This window comes from Thiohalospira halophila DSM 15071 (genome assembly GCF_900112605.1).
GTDB lineage: Bacteria > Pseudomonadota > Gammaproteobacteria > Thiohalospirales > Thiohalospiraceae > Thiohalospira > Thiohalospira halophila.
On record NZ_FOMJ01000001.1, the window covers coordinates 79,786 to 101,702 of the forward strand.

Here is a 21,917-nt window from a genome sequence, read left to right on the forward strand (position 1 = left end):
GCTGTATGGGTCGGTATCAGCTTTCCGACGAGAGGGCTGGCGTTCGATAAGAGGTGAGTTCTGGCATGAACAACCACTCTGCCGCCGCCTCCGCACCCTCGGGTTCCACGGAGCGCCCCGGGAATGGCGACTCGATGGCCCCGGACTGGGCCTCCCCGGCCAGCGCGCCGAAGCCCCGCAGCCGGGTGTCCTCCCAGGCCACACGGGCGCCGTCCTGGTGCTCGACCAGGACGTTGAGTCGGGCCATGACATCCTCGTTGTCCGTCTTGGACGTGATGAGGCTCATGCGGCCCTCGCCGCCGCGGCGGGCGGCCCGGCCGCGGAGCTGATGTAGCTGGGCCAGGCCCAGGCGCTCGGCCTCCACCACCACGATGTGCTGCAGGGCGGGGAGGTCCACGCCGACCTCGATGACCGTGGTGGCTACCAGGACCTGGCTCTTGCCGTCCCGCATGGACGCCAGGGCGGCGGCCTTCTCGTCGGCCGGGGTCTTGCCGTGGACGAGCTCCACCTGGCCGGGCAGACGCTTCTGCCATGCCTCGGCCATCTCCACCGCGGAGGACCGCCCGCCGCTATCGGCATCCTCCTCCCGGCGGGGGTAGATGATGGCCGTCTGCCGGCCGGCCTGCGCGTCCGCGAGGATGCTCTCGAACAGGCTTCGGCGGGCCTCGGCGTCGTCCCGGGGCACGACGGTCGTGGCGATGTGCTTCTCCGTCCACGGCTTGAGGTGGGAGACCTCCATCCCGCCCAGGGCGAGCAGGGCCGCCGAGCGGGGCAGGGGCGTGGCGGAGACCTCCAGGAGGTTCGTTTCGTCGCCGATGAGCTGCTCGCGCTGCGCGCGGCTGAATCGCTGCTGCTCGTCCACCACGAACAGGGTGAAGGGCGTCTCCCACGCCCGGTGGAGCAGGGCGCTGGTCCCGAGCACGATGGGCGCCTCGATGTCGCCCTCCACGCCGTCCGCGGTGACGGTGGCCACCGACAACTCCGGCCACCAGGACCGGAACTCCTCGGCCACCTGGCGCACCAGGACCTCGCCGGGGAGCAGGACCGCCGACCGGCCGCCGGCCATGGCCACGCCGGCGGCGGCCATGCCGTAGACGAGGGTCTTGCCCGAGCCCACGTCGCCGGCGAGGAGCCGGCGCATGGGGTGGGGCGCGCAGAGGTCCTCATGGATGGCCCGCAGGGCGGCGCGCTGGCTCTCGGTGGGCTCCATGTTCGTACCGGACAACAGGGTGCGCCAGCACCCGCCGGAGACCTGCAGGCGGGCGGCCTCCGACGCCGGCGGCAGCAGGGCCCGCATCTGCGCGATGCGCAGGCGGGCGGCCACCCGGTCCAGCGCCCGGCAGGCGGCTTCGCCCTCGGCCACCGACCGCGGCTGGTGGGCGCGGAAGAACAGGGCGTCGATGTTGGACCCCAGCTCGCTGTGGCCCTCGGCCGCCAGGGTGACCAGGGCGGCCTCGTCCCAGTCCTCTCCGGCCTCCCGGAACCACGACCGTAGCCACTCGCCGGCGTTGGTGGCCAGCGCCGCGAGGCGCTCGCTGATGAGGTCCCGAACCCGCTCGCCGCCGAGCACGCCCTTCTTGGAGGGGTAGACCGGCATGATGCAGTTCACCCAGTCCGCCGGCGCCAGGGTGGCGTTGCCGAGCTGGTACTGCTCGCGCCAGACCTTCAGCGTGCCCTGGGCGACGTAGGTGGCCCCGGATTCGCGCCACGCCTCCTGGAGGGGGCGGACGTTGCCGAAGGCGACCAGGGTGACGGGGGTGCCCTCGGCATCGAGGCCGGGGGCGGTGATCCGTTTCGGCGGCCCGTCGTGGATGGTGGCCGGGCCGGCCACGGTCACCGAGAGCACCGCGTTGGTGTTGCCTTCCTCCCACGCCGACGCCGGCTGGGCGGTGAGATCGAGATACTTGCGCGGCAGCAGTAGGGCGGCCAGGTCGGCATGGGGCACGCCCATGTGGGTGATCCGCTGTTCGGTCTTCATAGAGAGCCCTCCTGCAGGAAGGTGGCGACCTCCCCGAAACCCCAGAAGCCGGAGATGGGTGCGGTCACCGCCAAGAACCCCAGCAGCAGCACGACCTCCCCGAGCCCGCCGACGGATACCGCCGGCGGCAGCCGGACCCGGTTACCTAGCGGCCAGAACAACGGGATCCCCGACTCGGTCACCGCATCGCCGAGCAGGTGGGCGAGGTAGCCCACGGCGAAGGCCATGACGAGCCCGGCGCCGAGCTGGGGCCACCAGACGATGGCGCTCACCGCCGCCGCCACGGCCAGCAGGGAGTGGGTGATCCCCCGGTGGCCGACGAGCCCGGCCAGGGGCCAGCTGATGAACGGCAGCCGCCGGCCGAGCCAGGAGCGGGGGTGGTCGATGTCCGGGGCGAGGCTGCCGAGAAAGGCCGCCCCCATGGTGGCCGGATCCATGGGCTGGCCGGTGGCGGTGGCCACGGTGCCCCACGAGGCGATGCCCATGAGCATGTGGGAGAAGGCCATCATGCCGGCGGTCCCTCCGGCTCAACCTGGCACTCCCTTAGCCCGGCCTCAATGGCCAGCGTCTGATGGGCCAGGCGCTGGGTACTGGGCAGGTTGGCCGGGTCCGGGAACTCCCGGAGCAGGGCGCGCAGGGCGTCCCGGGAGACGCTGACTTCCTCCACCGACCAGCGGGGCCCGAGCGGGTCCACTTGGTCGTCATCGTGGAGGATGGCGTAACTATCGAGGCCCTCGTCCAGGGCCCGCTGTTTCTGCTCGATGGCGTGGAGCTGACGGAATCGCATCTCGGTCTCCGCGTAATGGGCCTGGCTCTCAGGGTACGGATTTCTGAGCTGGCGCAACCCGGCCGGGATGGCCGGACAAAAAGAGGCCCGGCGCGAGGGAGACCGGGCCAAAAGGGCGCAGGGGAGAACACCAGAAAGTGTCTCGCGGGAGGGTTATGCCTGGGCGGCGGCCGGGGCCGACTCCTGATCGCTATCGTCGGTCTCGGACTCCTCCGCCTCGTCGTCGCTGGTGTCCGCCTCGGACTCGGCGAACCCGGACTGGGCCTCGGCCTCCTGGGTCGCTGTCCGGGACTCTTCGCTGTTCATGCGCTTGCGGGAGGCGTTCGCCGTGTGGCGGAACCGCTCGGCCACCTTGCGGATGCTCCGGCGCCAGTGCTGCATGAGCTGGACGCGGGCATCGTTGCCCACCTCGCCGTGAAGCCAGAGCGCGTCGATGATCTGGAGGACCTCGTCGAGCTCCTGGATGAGCCCGAAGAACTGCCCGGCCTGGGGTGACGTGATCCGCACCTCGAACTCCCGCGGGGCCGAGTAGGAGACGGCCGCAGTGTCGATGCCGGCGTCCTCCAGGGCGGTGATCAGCCGCTCCTTCTCGCCCTTGAGCTTCTCGCCGGCGTCCTTGAGCCAGCCGGCGAACTCCTCCTCCACCGTGGAAGCGATCTCGTGCTCGCCGCGCAGGCGGGCGACGATCCCGATGAAGATGAGGTTGTAGGCGGTGGTCGGGTAGTACCGGGTGAAGATGTCCTGGGCGCCCCGGGAGTAGAGGGTCACCGTCCGATGCAGCGCCGGGACACTGTTCGAGTGCTGCTGCTTGGCCATGATCGGGTCTCCTTGCTGAAGAGTCGTGCTCGATTCTACGGATCTTCAGTGACCCGATTTGCAGCTAACGGGCGCTAAAAATGGGTAGTTAGCGGCATTTCGAGGGGGCGAGGCCGGCCATCTTGCAATATCCGATAAGGGTCGCTAGCCTCGTAGGCAATACAAGGAACGAGCAGCGCATTCTCGGCTCGTCGCCTCCCTGGTGGGGGTCATGCGCACACCTACCTCATCAATCCCCAGCGCGGGAATCGCCATTCCCCGCTGGGGGTGCCCTGTGTCCAGGGTGCGATTCGTTCCTGCCCGTGCTGGGTTTTCCCCTTGTATCGACACCTCAGCAGGAGAGGTGTATCTGGAGGCAATCATGGCAGCACGTGGCGTGAACAAGGTCATCCTCGTCGGCAATCTGGGCGCTGACCCGGAGATCCGCTACACCCAGAACGGCTCTGCCGTCGCCAACCTGCGGCTGGCGACTTCCGAGCAGTGGCGGGACAAGCAGACCGGCGAGAACCAGGAGCGTACCGAGTGGCACCGAGTGGCCATGTTCGGGCGGCTTGGTGAGATCGCCGGGGAGTACCTGAAGAAGGGCTCCAAGGTCTACATCGAGGGCAAGCTGCAGACCCGCAAGTGGCAGGCCCAGGACGGCTCCGACCGCTACAGCACTGAGGTCATCGCCAACGAGATGCAGATGCTCGACGGCCGCAATAGCGGTGGTGAGCAGGGCGGCTTTGGCGGCGGCCAGCGGCAGGGTGGCTTCCAGAGCGGCCAGGGCCAGCAGCAGGGGGGCGGCGCCCCCCAGGGGCAGCCGGCTGCCGCTGCAGCGGGTGGTAGCACCTTCGACGACATGGACGACGATATTCCGTTCTAACTCGAACCGTCGTACAGCGCCTCTCTGACCGAGGGGCGTTCCAATCCACCCCATCGGGGCGTACTCCGCCCCGATGGGGCGTGGTGTGCCTCGATGGATCCCCCAATGCCCTCTCCGGGGCCTCCCACAGCGTCCCGGCCGGGCGTTGCGGGAGGCCCCGGTGCGGGGCGTTTTTCCATCTGGAGGTACACCATGAAGAGCAGCTTCGCTCCCGCACTCGCGGGGATTATCTCGACCCTTATCATCGCGGCGACCGGTGTAGCCGTCGCCAGCGCCTTCCCGGAGCCGGAGCAGATGGGCGCCCACCAGGTCATCCTCGACAACGAGGAGACCTGCGCCTTCGTCAAAGGTTTCCGCGGAGACGAGGGCATGAGCTGCTAGCTCGTGCCCGCACGACACCTCCTGTCGCACCGGTGTGCGACAGGGGGAGGCAAGGAGTCCGTCACGGACTCCTGTCTCCTGGTGGCGGACGGTCATCAGCAGACAGGGGTTCGCCCGTCCGGGCGCCACCGCTGGGCAACGATGAGACCTTCCTGCGCTTGCGAGGAAGGCCGGCCCCAGGCCGTAGCGCACACCATAAACCCGCCCGGGGTGTACCGCACCCCGCCGGGGCCGTGGTGCACCCCCGCAACCCGTGGAGGTTCACCATGGATCGAAAGCATCCCGCGATTTCCCTGCTTGCCGGGGAGATTGACCGGAAAAAGCAGCAGATCGGGCGCATGCGCGAGAGCTGGAAGTATTCGCCGTCCGCGGGCGGCGATGAGGGTCCCCCGGACCTGACCCGCTTCGAGGAGGAGTTGGAGGAGCTGAGACGCTCCCTGGCCTTCTTCCGCGAGCACTATCCGCTGGAGGAGGGCTGGATCGACTGATCCGGCCTTCCTCCTGCCCGCCGTCCATCCTGGACGGTATTTACCCACCTTGGGGTACATCGTGCCCCGGGTGGGGACTGGTGTGCCCCTGGAAAACCCGGAGGTACACCATGGCTGAGAACATCTCGGTCGAAACCGACGACTACGGCAACACCGTGGTCGATATGACCATTCAGTACGACGGCCACCGCCGCGAGGTGGTGGGGCTGTTCATGGCGGGCACGGACCTCTGCGAGGTTCGTGTCTACATTCGCTTCCCCAGTCGCCTCAACGGCCGGGAAGGGGTTTCCCATGGGAAACTCCTCCCCATGCCCGAGTCGGACGAGGATCTGGTGGCGTTCACCGAATCCCGGGCTACCTCGGTAGCCCGGGAGATGGATCGCACCCCGATCCTGGAAGCCGTGCCTCCGCTGGAGGCGTAACCACAACCCCAACGGGGGCGCATTGCCCCCTGGCGGGGGAGGTGCGCCCAAGGAGGAATCATGGCTCAACAGCAACAACAGCAGCTGGCGCCCTACGAGGGTGCCATCGAGGCCGCCCGCGAGCGGTTCCAGGAGCTGGCCAAATCTTCGGGTCTCGATGTCGAGGCCGAAGTAATGTTCGCCTACCAGGCGTTCAGCCAAAACGGGTTCCTGGCCAAGGTGGCCAACCAGAACCCGGCTTCGGCCCAAATGGCCGTCATCAACGTGGCGGCCGTGGGGCTGACGTTGAATCCCGCCCAGGGGTTGGCGTTCCTGGTCCCCCGGGATGGACAGGTCCTCCTGGACATCTCCTATCGAGGGCTCATCAAGCTCGCGATGGATGAGGGGGCCATCACGGCCGCCAAGGCGGAGCTGGTCTACGAGAAGGACCATTTCGCCTACAACGGGCCGTTCCAGGTCCCCGACCACCAGTGCAACCCCTTCTCGGATCAGCGAGGGGCGATGGTCGGGGCCTACTGCTCGGCCAAGCTCCCTGATGGGACGTGGCTCACCGAGACGATGTCCATGGCGGACATTGAGGCGGTGAAGGCCACCTCCCAGTCCGCCCAGAAGGGCAAGGGCCCCTGGGTGGAGTTCTTCGGGGAGATGGTGAAGAAGGCCATCACCAAGCGGGCCAGCAAGTGGTGGCAGAGCGCCAGCCACGAGCGGCTGGCCGAGGCCATCCGGCTCCTGAACGAGGGCAACGGTGAGGGGTTTGCGGCTTCGGCCGGGAGCGCCACCGGTGCCTCGTCCAGGCCGGACGCGGGTAGCGGCCAGACCTTCGAGCAACCGCCCGAAGAGACGGCCTATCCCGAGCAGGCCAGCGACTTCGCCCGGGCCAAAACGGCTCGGGTGATCGAACGGGCGCAGAAAACGGGCCAGTGGGCCGCCGCCGAGGAGTACGTCGGCGATCGGTTCCAGGGCCACGACCTGGTCTATGCCAAGCAGCAGCTGGCCCAGGCCAAGCCCGCCGAGTCCACCGCAGACTCGGAGTAACGTCACCGCCGGCTTCGGCCGGCATTCATCAACCCCACTGGGGGCATATCGCCCCCGGTGGGGGTGGTGTGCCCCCAGTTTTCGTAAGGAGGCACACCATGTCTGTTCTTTCCTACGTCACCACCGCCGCCGGGCGGTGCTACGAGTACCTTCTGCTCTCGGCCCTGGTCCTCACGGTCGCCCTCTTCGGGGCGGCCACCGAGGCCGAGGCCCGGGAAGTCACCGGCGAGTACGTCACCGAGGACTTCCACCTGGAGTGGCACGGGGACGACGGGGTCCGCGAGACCTTCGTCCGCGTGACCATGATCGGGGCTCGGCCCTTCAACCTCCTCCTGGAGGGGAAGCCGACCACCGATCCGGTGGAGGTCCGGGAGCGCGTCGAGGCGAAAATCGGCGGTGCTCTGGATGAACGGCCGCGGCAGGTCCGACTGGACGGCAAGAACGGTGTGGAGGTCACGCTTACCCAGATCGTGGGCTCGGACATCGTCCAGATCGCCGTCCAGCAGGGCCGGCGGAAGGTCTCCGCGGATCTCGATCCGTGGCAGCCCATCCCCTATGCGGTGCAGTCCCGCGTCCGTCGCATGGGCGTGGAGCTGGCCACCCAGGACGGCCAGGTTCTCGTGAAGGGTCGGGCCATGGGCCTGCCCGTGAACGCGAACCATCGGCTGCGTCTGGCGGGGATGCCGCAATGACGGCCGCAACCCAAGCCATGCGTGTCGCCAACGTCCAGCAACGGACACCGGATTGGCACGTCTGGCGGAGGCAAGGGGTGTCGGCCTCGATGGCCCCGGTGCTCACCGGGCGGTCGAAGCAGCGGTCCCCGTGGGACTACAACACCCCCTGGGGGTTGTGGGCCGCGGCCATCGGGCTGCTCCCCGAACCCGATCTCTCCGGGAACCCGAATATCCAGCGCGGCATCAAGCTGGAGCCCCAGGCCCGGGAGACGGTGGAGTGGGAGCTGAAGAACCCCGACAGCTCGATGTTCAGCGATGGGCTCCTCCTGGAGCCGGGGGAGCACGACCTACTCCCGGTCTGCGGGGAGTCCGTCGAGGAGCCCTTCATGCGGGCCAGCCTGGACGGCCTGGTCGGGGACATTCCCTTCGAGCTCAAGTGCCCGTCCCAGAACGTCTGGGACGATGTCGTCTTGAACCGCGAGCGGTCCGAGACGGTGAAGATGTACTGGGCTCAGCTCCAGCACCAGCTCTTCGTCACCGGTGGACTGCAGGGTGTCCTGTGCTTCTACCGGGACGCGATGCAGTACCGGCTGTTCGTGTTCGATCGGGATGACTCGTTCATCCAGAACGAGTTGCTCCCGGCGGCCCGCGACCTGTGGAAGAACATCCAGGACTGCACGGAGCCGGACAAGGATCCGGATCTGGATGTCTGGCACCCCGAGGGGGAGGACCTGTTTCGGTGGGCCGAGGTGTCCAACCGCTACAAGGTTCGCCGCCAACGGGTGAAGGAGCTGGAGCAGGAGCTCAAGGCCCTCAAGTCGTCCATGAAGGACGATGAGCAGGCGCTGGAAGAGCTCATGGGCTCGTGGGCCGCGGCGGAAGCCGATGGTCTGCGTGTCCGCCGCGGATACCGCCGAGGGTCCGTGGACTGGAAGGGGGTCGTCGAGGAGCTCCACCCCGACGGGGTGGAAGAAGAGCTCCAGGAGCGCCACCGCCGGCCTGGATCTCCCCAGGTCACGGTGACCGTTCAGGGCGACAAGACGAGTTCGGCAGCCGCCGGCCCCGCCGCCCCCCAGGTGTCCGGTCAGGACGCCAATGAAGAGCCCGAGGAGTCGTTCGACTTCGAGTGGTTCTTCTGACGGTGAACCCCCGCTGCCCCGGGGAGGTTGAACAGCACCTCCCGGGCAGGGGAGGTGCGTCTAGGAGGAAAAGCATGTTGAACGGTACTTTCTTGCTGGAAGGACTCCGTGACATGGGTAAACTGACCATAGTAGCCAGCTTTATTGGTTACTTCATCGAGGGAGCGAGGTTGGCTGGCTGCATGTTTGCCCTGATCTCTGGGGGTATCATCTGGCTGGTTGGCTGCATGGAGAAGGAGAGCTAGTATGGATACCATGAGCATCATTGATTACATGATCCACAGCGGTCTCTTCGTCGCTTTCGGTATTGGGGTGGCTCTGTATGTCCGCCACCAGGAACGAAAGAAGGGCGATAAGCAGGGATAAGCCGATGGAATGGTTTGAGATCCTGCAAGGTGTCATTTTTCTAGCGGTCGCCATCTGGGGCGGGTGGTACGCCCATCGCCAGAAGAAGCAGCGGCACCAATAATGCCGATGGAATGGTTGCCGATAATTCAAACCGTAATCTTGGTGGTAGTAGCCATCTGGGGCGGATGGTACGCCCATCGCCAGAAGCGGCAGCGGCGTCAGTAGTTCTACCGTGAGCCTCATGGGATACTACCTGCTTCACAACGGGCTTTTCGTTGCTATCGCCGTCATCATGGCGCTGGTGGTGCGAAGCCAGAGGAAGCGGCAGCGGCACCAATAATGCCGATGGAATGGTTGCCGATAATTCACGGTTTAGCTTTGCTGGCGCTCGGTGCCTGGGGCGCATGGTACGCCCATCGCCAGAAGCGGCAGCGGCGTAAGTAGAAGACACCACGACTAAACCCACCAAGGGGCTCTCTCCCTTGGTGGGGGGCGCCCCTGCGTACGCACAGGAGGTGCCCTATGCCTACCTTCACGGTATGGCGATTAGCCCCCGATGATCCCCTCATCGGGGAAGAGCCGGTCAGGCTCAATACGGCGTTGATCGATGGGAGAAGCACCGGCGCTGCCGGCCAGTACCATCGACGCCAGCCCCTGAAACTCCGCAATCCGGCCAACGGCCGTGGCGCCCTCGGCTATGCCATGGGTGGTCGCGTCGGCAGGCAGGACATCCGGATCGGCTACGAAACCCTGAATCAGCTCGCCCTCCAGGAGGGGGAGCCGGTCGAGGTTCGTCCGGCGACCTGGACGGAGATGCTGGGGCATTACCTGCGCCACCCCAAGGGCCACGTCCGTCTGTCCATGCAGCTCGCGCTGCTGGGCGTCGTGCTGGGTCTCATGGGGCTGGTGACCGGGATCCTCTCCCTGGTGGTCTCCTTGCTGTAGGCCGGGGAGGGGAGGGCGGTTGCCGCGGTTCGCCGCGGCGGCCTCCCTACTGCGTCTGCCCACGACGACGGGCGCAGCAGGAAGGCGGCCCGACCTCGGTCGGGCAACCGGGCAACGATGAGACTCTGCCGCGCCTGCGAGTAGAGCCAGCCTTCGGGCTGAGGCGCACATAATCCACCCACCACGGGGATGACCAATCCCCGGGTGGGGGCTGGTGCATCCCCTTCACGAAGGAGGTGCACCATGCTGGCACTGGGCAGCGTCATTTACTGCCGCTTCCCCTTCGATGAAGGGGGAAGCAAGAACCGGTACGGCCTCGTCATCGAGGTTGGGCCGGAGGAGCGGGTTGGCCGGTCGCGCTACGTGCGGGTGGCCTACGCCAGCTCCAAGGAGGTAACCCGTGGCGGTTGCCTCAAGGGTGAGTTTGTCCTGGACCAGCCCGGCGAGCTTCGCAAGGCCGGCCTCGACCGTCCCACCCGTTTCGATCTCGGACGTGTCCGCACCTTGTCCTACGATCAGGTGCTGGAAGTGACCGGGGAAATCAACCTTCGCCATCCGGAGATCATCCGGGCGGCGAAAAGCCTGTAGGAGGTGTCGCGATGGATGCTGTATGGGCAGAGAAACGGTCGCGGATGCTCAAGGCGATAGCCTCTGAGATGAACGTGACCGAGGAGAAGGCGGATTACATGGCCGTGAGCCGCATGCACCGGGACCTGTTCCCGGGAGATGACGGCGATCATGGCGGTACCCAGCCTCACGAGATCCTTGACGAGGATCTCGAATAGATAGCCGGCCTAGAGCCGGCACTTCGGAGGCGTTATGCAGACAGAGCGCGAAGAAGCAAAAAAGGCGATGGATCGAGTCTATCAGTGCCAGAGCTTCGCTGAGGCGAAGGCGCAGATGCTTGAGAACATCGCCTCACACCTGAAGCGGAGTACCGACGAGGCCGAGTACATGGCGGTGAGCCGCCTGCACTCGGATCTGTTCGTGCACCCGTTCCAGGACAACTAAGAGGAAGGCCCGGAGCTGTTGTCCGCTGAGGACGACACTCAGGCCACCTAGCCGGTAACAACCGGTTCATCGAAACCCCACCGGGGGCGCATCACGCCCCGGTGGGGGTGGTGTGCCCCTGGTGGATACCAACCACGCCCTGGCCGGGGCCTCCCAGAGCATCCCCGGGCGGGGTGCTGCGGGAGGTCCCGGTCGGGACGTTTTCCAGCGCAGGAGGTACACCATGCACATGCAGGATGTTTCCAACGAAATCTTCGCGGCGAAGTACGCGAAGGAAGGTGAGACTCGTAGCCAGGTCTTCAGCCGGGTCGTCCAGGGTCTGGCTCGGACCCCGGAGGAGGCCGCCCACTTCCAGTACGCACTGGAGAGCGGCGGGATCCTTGCCGGTCGCGTGATGAGCGCGGCCGGGTCTCAGCTGGAGACCACCCTCATCAACTGCTTCGTGCAGCCGGTGGGGGATTCGGTCACCGACATGGTGGATAGCAAGGCGTCCATCTACCAGGCCGTGGCCGAGGCCGCCGAGACCATGCGTCGTGGCGGTGGGGTCGGCTACGACTTCTCGAAGATCCGGCCGGCCGGGGCCCGGGTGCGGCGCACCCAGTCCCGCGCCAGCGGCCCGCTGTCCTACATGCGGGTCTTCGACCGGTCGTGCGAGACCGTGGAGTCGGCGGGAGCCCGGCGGGGTGCCCAGATGGGTGTCCTGCGAGTGGACCACCCCGACATCTTCGACTTCGTGGACGCGAAGAAGAACGGCGACTTCACCAACTTCAACCTCTCGGTGGGCGTCACGGACGCCTTCATGGAGGCCCTGGAGTGGGGAGAGCGGTTCGAGCTCGTCCACGACGCCGAGCCCTTCCCGGGCGACTTCCCCGAGGCGTACCAGCGGGACGATGGGCTGTGGGTCTACCGCACCATCGACCCGCAGGAGCTCTGGGATCGGATCATGGAGAACACCTACAACGGCGCCGAGCCGGGGGTGCTCTTCATCGACCGGATGAACGAGGAGAACAACCTCCACTACGTGGAGCGAATCGAGGCCACCAATCCGTTGCAACGCGGCCCGCCCTGGTAACAGGGCGCGGACACACCGGCTCTGATCGACGTGGAAGCCCCGGCGGGGGCGACACGGGGCAAGCAGGCGTCCCTCGCGGACGCTGGGCAGCCTGAACGACCAAGTGAGCCGGCCCCGGGACTCCCCGGGTGATGCGATGGTCTGAGCTCCCCCATGACGCGCCCGGCCTGGCCGGGAAGAAAGGGGAGAGGGTCGCGGAGACGCGGCCCCGCCAGGGGAAGGCCCTGGTCACAAGCCGCCAATGAGCGGTGAAGCAACAGCCTGGTGGTGAGCAGCCGCTCCCGGACTACGGGTGCTGCTGCCTGGGCTCGATTAACCTCGCTCGATTCATCCGGGAACCCTTCCAGGGAGGGGATGCGTCGGTGGATTACGACGGTCTGAAGAAGGTCGTCCCCACCATGGTGCGGATGCTCGACCGGGTCTTGGACACCACCTACTGGCCGCTGGAGCAGCAGCGGCAGGAGGCGATGAACAAGCGCCGGATCGGGCTCGGCATCACGGGCCTGGGCGATGCCCTGGCCATGCTGGGGGTGCGGTACGACTCCGATGACGGCCGTGCGCTGGCCGGCTCCATCCAGCGGTACATCACGGTGGAAGCCTACAAGGCGTCCGTCGAGATGGCCCGGGAGTACGGGGCGTTCCCGCTGTTCTCGCAGGAGTACCTGAAGTCGCCGTTCATCCAGCGGCTGCCGAAGGAGGTCCGGGAGGGGATCGCCGAGCACGGGATCCGCAACTCGCACCTCATCTCCATCGCGCCCACGGGCACGATCTCGCTGGCCTTCGGGGACAACGTCTCCAACGGCATCGAGCCGGCCTTCGCCTGGCACTACAACCGCAAGGTGCGCCAGGACGGCGGGTCGTGGGTGGACAACCGGGTCGAGGACTACGCCTTCCGGCTCTACCGGGAGATGTTCGGCGAGCCCGAGCGCCTGCCGGCGTCCTTCGTCTCCGCCCTGGAGATCAGTGCGGAGGACCACAAGGCCATGGTGGAAGCCGTGGCCCCGTGGGTGGACTCGTCGATCTCGAAGACGGTGAACGTGCCGGAAGACTATCCCTACGAGGACTTCAAGGACCTGTACGTCTCGGCGTACCGGGCCGGCCTCAAGGGGATCACCACCTTCCGGCCCAACGCCGTCACGGGATCGGTGCTGTCCACCTCGGACAGTGGGAGTGCGGAGACCAGCCCGGAGGACCTGGACCAGTCGAACCCGGATCGCCGGGTGCAGCTGGATCGGGTGCCGGAGCCGGCCCTGGCTTCCCTGCGGTGGCCCTCGCGGCCGGAAACGCCGGCGGGCAACCCGTCGCAGACCTACCTGGTCGATGACGGGGAAGCCGGGGTGAAGTTCGCGGCCGTGGTCGGCCACATCAAGAACGGGCGCAATCATCCGTTCGAGGTGTGGACCCTCGGCAACGAGCAGCCCCGGGTGCTCTCGGCGGTGGCCAAGCTGCTGTCCATGGACATGCGGTCCTCGGACAACGCCTGGCTGGCGTACAAGCTCGACGCCCTGGAGCGGGTTAATGGGCAGCCGATGCGGCTGGCCATGCCCCCGGAAGGGGAGCGGGTGCCGGTACGCAGTCCGGTGGCGGCGCTGGCCCGGCTCGTTCGCTATCGCTGCGAGGAGCTGGATGCCATGGCCACCGACGACCCCACGCCGGTGATGGACGCCCTGATGTCCCTGAAGGAGCCCAAAGCGGGTCCGGACGGGACGATGAGCTGGACCGTGGACGTGATGAACCCCGCGACCGGGGATGACTTCATCGTGGTCCTGAAGGAGCTGACGATGCCCGATGGGCAGCGTCGGCCCTACTCGGTCTGGGTCAGCGGGGAGTACCCGGCGGCCCTGGATGGCCTCTGCAAGGTCCTCTCCCTCGACATGCGGGTCATCGACCTCGCGTGGGTCGGGGAGAAGCTGCGGCAGCTGCGCGACTACCCGGAGCACCAGGGCGATTTCCTGGCGCGGATCCCCGGGAAGGAGAAGCAGCGGTCGTATCCCTCGACGGTGGCCTACATGGCCGAGCTGATCCTGCATCGGTTCGTCATGCTGGGCCTGCTCGACGAGGACGCCCGGCCGGTTGCCCCGATGGGGGTGGTCGAGTCGGTGTCCGAATCGGACGGCGAGGGCGATCAGGCCGAGGTCCGACAGGGTCAGGGCGGCGGCATTGTGGCCGGGAAGCAGTGCTCGCACTGCGGCCACTACGCCGTCATTCCGCGGGATGGGTGCGACTACTGTACCGCCTGCGGCGCCATCGGCCATTGCGGCTGATGGTTCATGCGGGGCGCTCCGGCGCCCCGGGTGGGAGTTCCTTCGGGACCCCTGCCTCGTGGAGATCCCTGGAAGGGGTATTCAGGAGGGAGGAGTCTTTCGTTTCCCAAGGCATGTCAAGCAATAATCACCGTTGCGATGGATTATGGGAGTTGCAGTTCATCATCCGCCCGGACCGTTCGGGCGAGAAGCCCTAGCTCATCCGCCAAGGCAATCTCCCCTTCCTCCAGCCCAACTGGAACCTCCTTTTTCCCGGCCTGGAGTAGCCATCTTGTTCGGTGGCGTCCATTAGTAAAAGAAATAGCATATCCGTGTGTATCCAGTTCGATGTTTAAATGCGGAACATAGAAGGCGACCCTTTCTTTTTTTGGACGGCTCCGCCGAAACCAAACGCTTTTAGGCTCGCCTTGCCATTGGCGAATGTACAACGCATCCTTCCGCCATAACTGCTCCAGTTTGGCAGAATAAACAAAGTATGGGATTAAATAATCTCGGGTTGCTTCTGCTTCTATCTTCATCGGACTCTGCATCTCCATACAACGAGCATGCTAGGCACTCTGGTTAGGTTTATATGCTATCCTCATTGGGTATCTGGAGAATAAAATTGTCGACGAGCTGGGGAAGTATGGTCTCTCTATATTCCGCGACCAGTCGCTCATAATTCTTGGCGATATCTTTTCTGGTCGTCGCTGAGCCCTCAATAGTTATCTCTCTTTCGGCTGGATAGCTTATGACCTCTTCCCCGTTCTCCATAAGCGACGCGGTGAGTGCAATGTTCATAACGAAAGTTCTTTCGCGGGCAGCCATAAACAAACCAACAAAGGGAAGGTTTTCAGCTTTGCTCTTTTTCCAGAATGCCTCGGCTCGCCGGAGTGTGATGATTATGGATTGGTCTGCGTTTTGGTTTATCGTTACCGTTTGTGCAAAAAGGAGCTCAAGATCAGATTCGACTGTATCACTTAGAGGTCTTTCTGGGTTGATCGGTATTTGCGTCGGGCCAAGGACGCCGTTGTCTCCGTCAGGAGGTGGCGCCCGGTTTATGATTGTGTGAGAAGTTATTTGGGGAGGTTGCTTTGTAACGGATGCAGTGGGTTTATATTCCGATCCCGAAATATCTACTTTAAGGGGCGGGGCGCAGCCAAACAATACAAGGGTAGCAACCCCAACAAGCAGGCCTTTCGCGTAACCAGCATATAACATGTGTGACCTCGGATATTTCCTATCTTCCTTTCACGGTTACCTTCATTTCGACTCTTGAATTGAATGGCTCGTGCTCAGGGTTAAGTGAGTCTATGGTAACTGTCAGTTCGTCGTTGCAAAGCTTGCTAAGCTCTTCAGAGAAGGCAGTTTCGATGTCGGTGAGCGGAATTGATTTGATTGATTCATATGGCTTTGTCGTTCTGAGATCGAAAGAAAAGAAGTCGTCATCGAAATTTGGCGAGTTGTTTTTCCGCGTCTCGCCCTCGGCTTTTCTTGCCTCTTCCTCTTTTGTCTTTTGTTCGTCAAGCTCTTTTTTTGTTTTCTCGATGAGTTCGCAATTTCTTTCAGAGAACTCCTTCACCAAGTCTTGATCTGCATAATGAGTGAGTGTGGATAAGATAGACTCAACGCTAGGGTATAATCGTTTTTGGACCTTTAACATTGCCGGCGTTACCGGCAGGCGGTCATCTTTCGATAGCTCTCTCAGAAGGTTGATTGCTTCGTCTTGTAGAGGATGAATGTCCTTGTTCATTTTTGACCTTATTTTTGACTGTCAGGAGCGATAAAAAGAGTATGGCTGCAAGGAGGGCTGGTCTCAAGAATCAAGTGCAACAGTTTTCGAGAACTGAGCCAGCTCCTCTTCCCAGGCCTCTTGGGGGGTCTGGAAGTCCAGCGCCTTGCGGGGTCGCTGGTTGAGGAGTCGTGCGATGTCATTGAGTTCGGTCTGGCTGGCTTCGCCGATATCGGTGCCCTTGGGCAGGAACTCGCGTAGCAGGCCGTTGGTGTTCTCGTTGCTGCCGTGCTGCCAAGGGGCATACGGGTCCGCGAACCAGATATCGAGCTTCAGGCGGCGCGCCAGCTCCGCATGCCGAGCCATCTCGCTGCCCCGGTCATAGGTCAGGCTCTGGCGCATCTGGGCCGGCACGTGTTTCATCTGGCGGGTGAAGCCCTCCAGGGCCGCCTCCGCCGAGCTGTCGCGCATCCGGCTGAGGACGACATAGCGAGTCTTGCGCTCGACGATGGTGCCCACGGCCGAGCGATTGCCGGCGCCCTTGATGAGGTCCCCCTCCCAGTGGCCGGGCAACAGGCGCGAGTCGATGTCCTCGGGCCGGTAGGCGATGCTCAGCTCCTCCGGCGCGATGGAGCCGCCCTTGGTGGCGCTGCGGCGCCGCCGCCCGCGGGTGGGCTTCTCCTGGCGCAGGGCCTCGGTCAGCGCCTTACGCAGCTCCCCCTTAGGGTGGGCATAGATGGCGGCATAGATGGTCTCGTGGCTCACGTGGCGACTCGGTTGCTCGGGATACCGTCGCCGCAGTCTGCCGGCTATCTGCTCCGGAGACCAATGGAACAAGCAGAGACGGTCCTGAACCCACTGGTGGAGCCAGGTGCCCGGCACCAGCTTGCGAGGCCGGCCAGTGCGACGACGCCCATGCCGGTAGGCCTCCGCAGCCCGGGTGGCACAATAGGAGCCGACCTCTTTCTGACCCCGCGCCAGCTCACGGCTCACCGTCGAGACATGGCGGCCGAGACTTCGGGCAATGGAGCGGGCGCTATGGCCTTCACCGGCCTGGATCATGATAGCGGCGCGTTCCTGATCACTGAGGTGCTGGTAGCTTCGTTCCATCGCAACATCCTACACGCTGGGTGGGGCCGGTGTTGCACTTGAAGATTGAGTCTAAGCTCCCGTGCCTAGGGTAGCGCCGGCATCATCAATCTCTGATAAAGTATTTGATGGCCCCTTCAAATCCGATGAGTCACCTTCTTATTTCGGCAGTTCTCTAGGCCGGGAAAGTTCAACTGCATCAGCTCGCTCGTTCGAACGATATCACGAGAAGAGGCCGGTTTCGGGTTCAGTTATTCCCAGATGGTGCATAGTTACTGACCTTTTCGGGAGGAAATCGGGAGCAAAAATACCGTTTTAGTTGGTCGCTCGTGAAGACTTCTTTTACGATTGACCTGTGGGTTTTCCACCGATTCAGAACCGGAAAGCCTTCCTTTACCGTGACTCTCACCCACTCCGTCTCCGATAGTAGTGAGTCCTCCTCGGTACCTTTTACGTCAACGACCTCAAATATGGGGTCGTATCCCTCAGACAGTAAAAGCGTGAGATAAACATTCAAATCGAAAGTTTTTGTCTTGGGCAAGGGCTTTCTTGCTAGCCGCAAGTGCATGTCTTTTCTTTGTTCGAAATCCCTTGATTGGCCAACATAAAATGGAACGCCATCTCTGGGATCTTGTAGGCGGTAAATGGTGTATTCCATGCGCGTCCTCGATGCCTTAAGAGTTATCTTTCCTAATCATTGCTATTTCGGTGTTCGTTAGAGGGAGACGAACCACGACCGGCATATATGGCGAAGCTTACTACTATCAGAGAAAATCCTGTTAAAACCTCATGTATTGTTAGCATCTGGGGAATCCAGTGAGAGGGTGAGAAATCTCCATAACCTGTTGTGGTTATGGTCGCACCGCTGAAATAAATGGCGTCAAGGATCGTATTGAATGAATCATCGCCAAACCACTCACGAGGTAGGATGAAGTAAATTAGGGCGTAATTTAGCATTAGCTCGATATAACTCAGCAAGGAGAGGCTTATTCTTTTTCGGTAGGTGAGATTGGTCTTGTGGGTGACGCCACCGTCTTCTGGTGAAGTTGTCTTCTCTAGAGCATCCAAAATAAACGCGAATAGTATTTCGTTGCACCGACTAAATGGTACCGCAAAGGCAAACAGATAAAATGCTACGGTGAGGCATATTGGAAACGTTTCGGCTGGATTGTTTTCAAGTAAGTATCCTAGTGAGGCGGTAAAGAATATCGCGCAAGCCAAGTAGAAATAGTTTCTTGCGATAATTCCCTTTGTTCTTGCGCCTCTGGAATCTTTCTTTTTTTCGTTCTCGGCAAGCCACCATGTAGGAGAAAGCAGACGAATGCTTAAGGCGACTACGAAATTAAAGGCGGGAGAGAGGTACTGGCTTGATCGATCGAAGATCAGTTGGTGGCCTGAATCCTCTTTTTTGGTGGCGGAATTTTCGGGTTCCAATGTCACCTCCCAAGTTGGTGTATAGTATAAAATCTTTGCAGGACGGAAGTTTTGGGCTCTGTTGGTTGTGGCTTAGGCAGTAAACTCCGGCCCCCTAAGTCGGATTGCAACGTTGGGTGAATATGCTTGGGAGTTTTGGTGCGGTGAGCCACTTTATGGTTGTCTAGATTATGTTGCTTTCGCGTTGAACTGTAAATTTTTTGGCTCGATTAATTATTACCCGCTGGTCTTGAGGTCCCAAAGGGAGGCGTGTGTAGTCCTTCCCCCAATCACAACGCGTACGTTGGCCGTTTGTTCTGAAATTCCAAAGGTTTCGCTGTGTGCTTTTAAGTATTTTCCGAACTGAGCATTCCAGGAGTCGCGGACTGGAACGCTCCTGTTAGAATGGAATCCTCCCATATATTCATTGATGATCTCGGTGGTCAGAGCTGTTTGCTTCCCCGTTTCGCGCATTCCGTCTAGTACCTGTTGGAGGCGGTCTCTGTTTATTCCGATTTCGTTGTCCATAGCTTAATCCAGAGTTATTGGTTGGGCTGGTGGGGGAGGCGCCTATTTAGAGGTTTCTGAAGGTGTATTGAGTGGTGAATTTTTTCTTTTTAGAAGGCATCTTGGCTGCGATCTTTTTTGGTTGGTGCATGAAGGGCTTGGTTGAGTCTCCGGCGAGAGTCACCGGGTAATGCTAGGGGACGGTATCTGTTTAAATGGGATCTCGCAATGGCTGTTGGACTGCATGTGATAACGGGGCTGGATGACCTATTTGCGTATGGGACGGGTTGTGAAGTCGGCTTCTTGGGGCAAAAAGCCGCGGATAGGTAAGGGTTAACGCGGTCGGGGAACCACGGCCCAATGTGCCCGGCCAGAGCGGGCCGGCGGAGGGGCGGCATCCGGACGGCCTCCATCAATGACGGTCAATCGAGAGCGCCGCGGGAGGCTGTCGTATAAGTCGTCCAGTGCTTGCTGGTTACGGCGGATCGCCTCCTGGACGATCCGGGACTCAATGGTGCGCATGAAGCTCTCCGGTTCGCAGTTCGGGGACAGGGTATCCCGGAACCCGGACAGGGCAAGTGAGCGCCAACGTGACGCCTTAGGGTCATCTTGGCGGAAGGCGCCGGCGGGAGGGCGTTTTTCGGTATGGGCGGGGGTTTACGGCCGCCGGAAGCTGCGCCAAGATTACGGGCAATGTTGAGATCCTGCTGCGCCTGCGAGCAGGGCCGTCCTTCGGGACGCGGCGCCTTTTCTCCAGCCTCTTCCGAGGCAACTACCAACCCACCAGGGGTGTACTTCTCCCCTGGTGGGGCGTGGTGCACCCCTTTTTCATGCGAGGTGCACCATGGCTGATTTCTTCATCCGCGAGACGTTCTCGGTAGACGTTCCCGAGGGGATGACCTTCCCCGGCAACGACACCCCGGGGCTCTACACCCCGGAAGCGGACCCTGGCTACCTGTTCCGAAAGGAGATCCTGAGCGATTTCCTGCTCGGACTCAGGAACCGCGAATCCGTGTACATCGCGGGCCCCACCGGGGCTGGCAAATCTTCCCTCGTTACCGAAACGGCGGCGCGCCTGAACCTCCAGGTTCAGGAGATCACCGCCAACGGGCAAATGGAGTTGGCTGACCTGATTGGGCAGCACGTTCTCCAGGAGGGAAGTCTGGTCTTTCAGGATGGCCCCCTGACCCGCGCCATGCGGGAGGGGCATATCTTCCTGCTCGACGAGATCGACTACCTCGATCCCGGGGTGGTCGCCGGCCTCAATGGCCTGCTCCAGGGGCAACCCCTGGTGCTTGCCGAGAAGGGCGGCGAGGTCGTGCCTCGCCACCCGGACTTCGTCTTCGTCGCCACCGGCAATACCGCCGGTGGCGGTGATGATACCGGGCTCTACCTGGGCACCCAGCGCCAGAATCTGGCGTTCATGGATCGCTTCTTCCTCATGGAGGTGGACTACCCCTCCCGGGATGAAGAGATCCAGCTGGTCACCCAGGCCATTCCCAATCTCCCGATGACCTATGCCGAGAAGCTCGTGGACTTCGCAGTCCACGTGCGACGGCTGTTCACCGGGGAGGAGATGGACGGTCCGCAGATGGACTTCACCATCTCCTCGCGTGTCCTGGTCCGCTGGGCCAAGTACACGCTGTTCTTCAAGGGCGTAAGCAAGCAGGGCAAGAGCCCCATGCACCACGCCTTTGATAGGGCGGTCGGCTTCCGGGCCGATCCGGCCACCCGCACCGCGCTGCATGAGCTTCTGCAGCGGGTCACCGGGGAAGGCGAGACCGTCTAACGGTCCCACCATCCCTTTTCTCCCCACCGGGGCACACATCGCCCCGGTGGGGGAGGTGTGTGCCCCTCCACCATCTGGAGGTACCCATGAGCCACACCTACAGCACCTACGAAGAGGTCCTGCAGGACGTTTCCTGCGTCATGCTCGATTCGGCCATCTGGTCGGGTCGGAAGAAGCTCCGCCCGGAGGATCTGCGGATCTCCGGCGGGGAGCTGCCCCCGGAAGAGGTCGCCAGCCTCGGGTCGAAGAAGACCATCGACCCGTCGCACCTGCGCCCCTTCCACCGCCTGCGCAAGCAGGCGGAGCGCAAGCTCTCGGAGTACGGCACCCGCTTTCTCGGCGGGTACGCCGTGCCCCGGGAGAAGGTCGATCAGCTCGCCGGCGAGCTGGAAGACATCAAGCGGGAGTTCGACGTGGCCAAGCATGACCTCATCGACAACTACGCCCGCCTGGTGGACGAGTGGGTGGCCGAGTATCCCGCATGGGAGCAGGCCATCCGTTCGGCCGTGGCGCCGGTGAGCGAGGTGGAACGCGGCATGTCGTTCCACTTCCGGGTGTTCAACATCCAGCCGGCCAGCGACGACGTGCATGCCACTGATGGCCTTCTGGAGGCCGTGCAGGGGCTCGATGGTGGGCTGCTGCAGGACGTGGCCCGCGAGGCCGATGACTGGTGGGAACGCTCTTTGAGCGGGAAGACCAGCGTCGGGCAGCGGGCTCTTCGGCCTCTGAAGGACATCCGCGAGAAGCTCTCCGGGTGGACCTTCGTGGCCGAGTGGCCGCAGCCGCTGGTGGATCAGATCGACGCGGTCCTGGAGCAGATGCCCAAGACCGGTTCCGTCGAGGATCCCCAGCTCTCCGAGCTCCACGGGCTGGCCCTGCTCTTGTCCCGGGCGGACAAGGCTAAGGCCCACGCCCAGGAGGTCTTGCGGTCCGGTCCGCAGTCCCTCGCCCCGTCCGGGTTCGACTACGGCGCCATGCTGGCGTCCGGATCGGACTTGGCCGACGAGGGTAACCCGGTGCCGGCTTCACAGCCGGACCCGGCTCCGCAGCCGGCCCCGGCCCCGGCCTCGGCGCCTGCGCCGGTGGCAGAGACCGTCGAAGAAGTCGAAGAGCTGGACTGGTTCTTCTGACCCATCATCCCCGCCGTCCCGGGGTGTCTGCTTTACGCAGCCCCGGACGGGGG

The 21,917-nt window shown here is 63.3% G+C and carries 25 protein-coding genes and 1 pseudogene; 16 read left to right on the forward strand and 10 right to left on the reverse strand.

Annotation, left to right across the window (positions count from 1 at the left end):
• Nucleotides 1–16: 16 nt before the first annotated feature.
• The 4 genes from BM272_RS00410 to BM272_RS00425 form a co-directional block, all read right to left on the reverse strand.
• Complete coding sequence (locus BM272_RS00410) at nt 17–1,978, reverse strand: helicase-related protein (protein ID WP_093426786.1); 1,962 nt, start codon at nt 1,976–1,978, stop codon at nt 17–19.
• Nucleotides 1,975–2,487 carry a metal-dependent hydrolase gene (locus BM272_RS00415; protein WP_093426787.1) on the reverse strand — a complete coding sequence of 171 codons (513 nt, stop codon included), beginning with the start codon at nt 2,485–2,487 and terminating at the stop codon, nt 1,975–1,977. The genes BM272_RS00410 and BM272_RS00415 overlap by 4 nt, the downstream gene beginning before the upstream one ends.
• Nucleotides 2,484–2,765 (reverse strand): hypothetical protein, encoded by a 282-nt coding sequence (locus BM272_RS00420; protein WP_093426788.1) that lies wholly within the window; start codon nt 2,763–2,765, stop codon nt 2,484–2,486. Before BM272_RS00420 ends, BM272_RS00415 begins: the two co-directional genes overlap by 4 nt.
• 153 nt (nt 2,766–2,918) lie before the next feature.
• Nucleotides 2,919–3,581, reverse strand: coding sequence for an AcaB family transcriptional regulator (locus BM272_RS00425; protein ID WP_093426789.1), 663 nt, complete (start codon nt 3,579–3,581; stop codon nt 2,919–2,921).
• 361 nt (nt 3,582–3,942) lie between these two features.
• Between BM272_RS00425 and ssb the strand changes: the two genes are divergently transcribed.
• The 14 genes and pseudogenes from ssb to BM272_RS00490 all read left to right on the forward strand — a co-directional run bounded on the left by ssb (nt 3,943) and on the right by BM272_RS00490 (nt 14,225).
• On the forward strand, nt 3,943–4,446 hold the full coding sequence (gene ssb / locus BM272_RS00430) for a single-stranded DNA-binding protein (protein ID WP_093427413.1): 504 nt from the start codon (nt 3,943–3,945) through the stop codon (nt 4,444–4,446).
• Nucleotides 4,447–4,638: 192 nt separating this feature from the next.
• Nucleotides 4,639–4,827 carry a hypothetical protein gene (locus BM272_RS00435; RefSeq protein WP_093426790.1) on the forward strand — a complete coding sequence of 63 codons (189 nt, stop codon included), beginning with the start codon at nt 4,639–4,641 and terminating at the stop codon, nt 4,825–4,827.
• A gap of 266 nt (nt 4,828–5,093) precedes the next feature.
• On the forward strand, nt 5,094–5,315 hold the full coding sequence (locus tag BM272_RS00440) for a hypothetical protein (protein WP_093426791.1): 222 nt from the start codon (nt 5,094–5,096) through the stop codon (nt 5,313–5,315).
• 110 nt (nt 5,316–5,425) lie between these two features.
• Nucleotides 5,426–5,737 carry a hypothetical protein gene (locus BM272_RS00445; protein ID WP_093426792.1) on the forward strand — a complete coding sequence of 104 codons (312 nt, stop codon included), beginning with the start codon at nt 5,426–5,428 and terminating at the stop codon, nt 5,735–5,737.
• Between the two features lie 60 nt (nt 5,738–5,797).
• Nucleotides 5,798–6,772, forward strand: coding sequence for a recombinase RecT (locus BM272_RS00450; RefSeq protein ID WP_093426793.1), 975 nt, complete (start codon nt 5,798–5,800; stop codon nt 6,770–6,772).
• Nucleotides 6,773–6,870: 98 nt separating this feature from the next.
• Complete coding sequence (locus BM272_RS00455; protein ID WP_093426794.1) at nt 6,871–7,464, forward strand: hypothetical protein; 594 nt, start codon at nt 6,871–6,873, stop codon at nt 7,462–7,464.
• 17 nt (nt 7,465–7,481) lie between these two features.
• A complete protein-coding gene (locus BM272_RS00460) occupies nt 7,482–8,585 on the forward strand; it encodes a lambda-exonuclease family protein (protein WP_275886925.1) in 1,104 nt (367 codons plus the stop codon).
• Nucleotides 8,586–8,659: 74 nt separating this feature from the next.
• Nucleotides 8,660–8,830 (forward strand): peptidase associated/transthyretin-like domain-containing protein, encoded by a 171-nt coding sequence (locus BM272_RS13720; RefSeq protein WP_159432966.1) that lies wholly within the window; start codon nt 8,660–8,662, stop codon nt 8,828–8,830.
• Nucleotides 8,831–9,455: 625 nt separating this feature from the next.
• Nucleotides 9,456–9,878, forward strand: a complete 423-nt coding sequence (locus BM272_RS00465) for a hypothetical protein (RefSeq protein WP_093426796.1) — start codon at nt 9,456–9,458, stop codon at nt 9,876–9,878.
• A 243-nt stretch (nt 9,879–10,121) separates the two neighbouring features.
• On the forward strand, nt 10,122–10,466 hold the full coding sequence (locus BM272_RS00470; RefSeq protein WP_093426797.1) for a hypothetical protein: 345 nt from the start codon (nt 10,122–10,124) through the stop codon (nt 10,464–10,466).
• An 11-nt stretch (nt 10,467–10,477) separates the two neighbouring features.
• Nucleotides 10,478–10,663, forward strand: a complete 186-nt coding sequence (locus tag BM272_RS00475) for a hypothetical protein (RefSeq protein ID WP_093426798.1) — start codon at nt 10,478–10,480, stop codon at nt 10,661–10,663.
• Nucleotides 10,664–10,697: 34 nt separating this feature from the next.
• On the forward strand, nt 10,698–10,889 hold the full coding sequence (locus tag BM272_RS00480) for a hypothetical protein (RefSeq protein ID WP_093426799.1): 192 nt from the start codon (nt 10,698–10,700) through the stop codon (nt 10,887–10,889).
• A 223-nt stretch (nt 10,890–11,112) separates the two neighbouring features.
• Nucleotides 11,113–11,940 (forward strand): annotated as a pseudogene (locus BM272_RS00485) (ribonucleoside-diphosphate reductase, adenosylcobalamin-dependent); the annotation flags it as partial.
• Between the two features lie 269 nt (nt 11,941–12,209).
• Complete coding sequence (locus tag BM272_RS00490) at nt 12,210–14,225, forward strand: hypothetical protein (protein WP_093426801.1); 2,016 nt, start codon at nt 12,210–12,212, stop codon at nt 14,223–14,225.
• 143 nt (nt 14,226–14,368) lie between these two features.
• Here BM272_RS00490 and BM272_RS13450 read toward each other — a convergent pair whose 3' ends face one another.
• The 6 genes from BM272_RS13450 to BM272_RS13470 form a co-directional block, all read right to left on the reverse strand.
• Nucleotides 14,369–14,743, reverse strand: coding sequence for a plasmid fertility inhibition factor family protein (locus BM272_RS13450; RefSeq protein ID WP_143613073.1), 375 nt, complete (start codon nt 14,741–14,743; stop codon nt 14,369–14,371).
• A gap of 49 nt (nt 14,744–14,792) precedes the next feature.
• Entirely contained in the window at nt 14,793–15,425 is a 633-nt protein-coding gene (locus BM272_RS13455; protein ID WP_143613074.1) for a hypothetical protein, read from the reverse strand.
• Between the two features lie 19 nt (nt 15,426–15,444).
• Nucleotides 15,445–15,957 carry a hypothetical protein gene (locus BM272_RS13460; RefSeq protein ID WP_143613075.1) on the reverse strand — a complete coding sequence of 171 codons (513 nt, stop codon included), beginning with the start codon at nt 15,955–15,957 and terminating at the stop codon, nt 15,445–15,447.
• A gap of 63 nt (nt 15,958–16,020) precedes the next feature.
• The gene (locus BM272_RS00495) at nt 16,021–17,046 is read right to left on the reverse strand and encodes an IS30 family transposase (RefSeq protein ID WP_093426802.1); all 1,026 of its coding nucleotides are present in this window, start codon (nt 17,044–17,046) and stop codon (nt 16,021–16,023) included.
• 226 nt (nt 17,047–17,272) lie between these two features.
• Nucleotides 17,273–17,683 carry a hypothetical protein gene (locus tag BM272_RS13465; RefSeq protein WP_143613076.1) on the reverse strand — a complete coding sequence of 137 codons (411 nt, stop codon included), beginning with the start codon at nt 17,681–17,683 and terminating at the stop codon, nt 17,273–17,275.
• Nucleotides 17,684–17,715: 32 nt separating this feature from the next.
• Nucleotides 17,716–18,459, reverse strand: coding sequence for a potassium channel family protein (locus tag BM272_RS13470; RefSeq protein ID WP_143613077.1), 744 nt, complete (start codon nt 18,457–18,459; stop codon nt 17,716–17,718).
• Nucleotides 18,460–19,789: 1,330 nt separating this feature from the next.
• Between BM272_RS13470 and BM272_RS00505 the strand changes: the two genes are divergently transcribed.
• Both BM272_RS00505 and BM272_RS00510 read left to right on the forward strand, forming a co-directional pair.
• Nucleotides 19,790–20,734 carry an AAA family ATPase gene (locus BM272_RS00505; protein WP_093426804.1) on the forward strand — a complete coding sequence of 315 codons (945 nt, stop codon included), beginning with the start codon at nt 19,790–19,792 and terminating at the stop codon, nt 20,732–20,734.
• An 86-nt stretch (nt 20,735–20,820) separates the two neighbouring features.
• Nucleotides 20,821–21,864 carry a DUF3150 domain-containing protein gene (locus tag BM272_RS00510; RefSeq protein ID WP_093426805.1) on the forward strand — a complete coding sequence of 348 codons (1,044 nt, stop codon included), beginning with the start codon at nt 20,821–20,823 and terminating at the stop codon, nt 21,862–21,864.
• Nucleotides 21,865–21,917 lie beyond the last annotated feature (53 nt).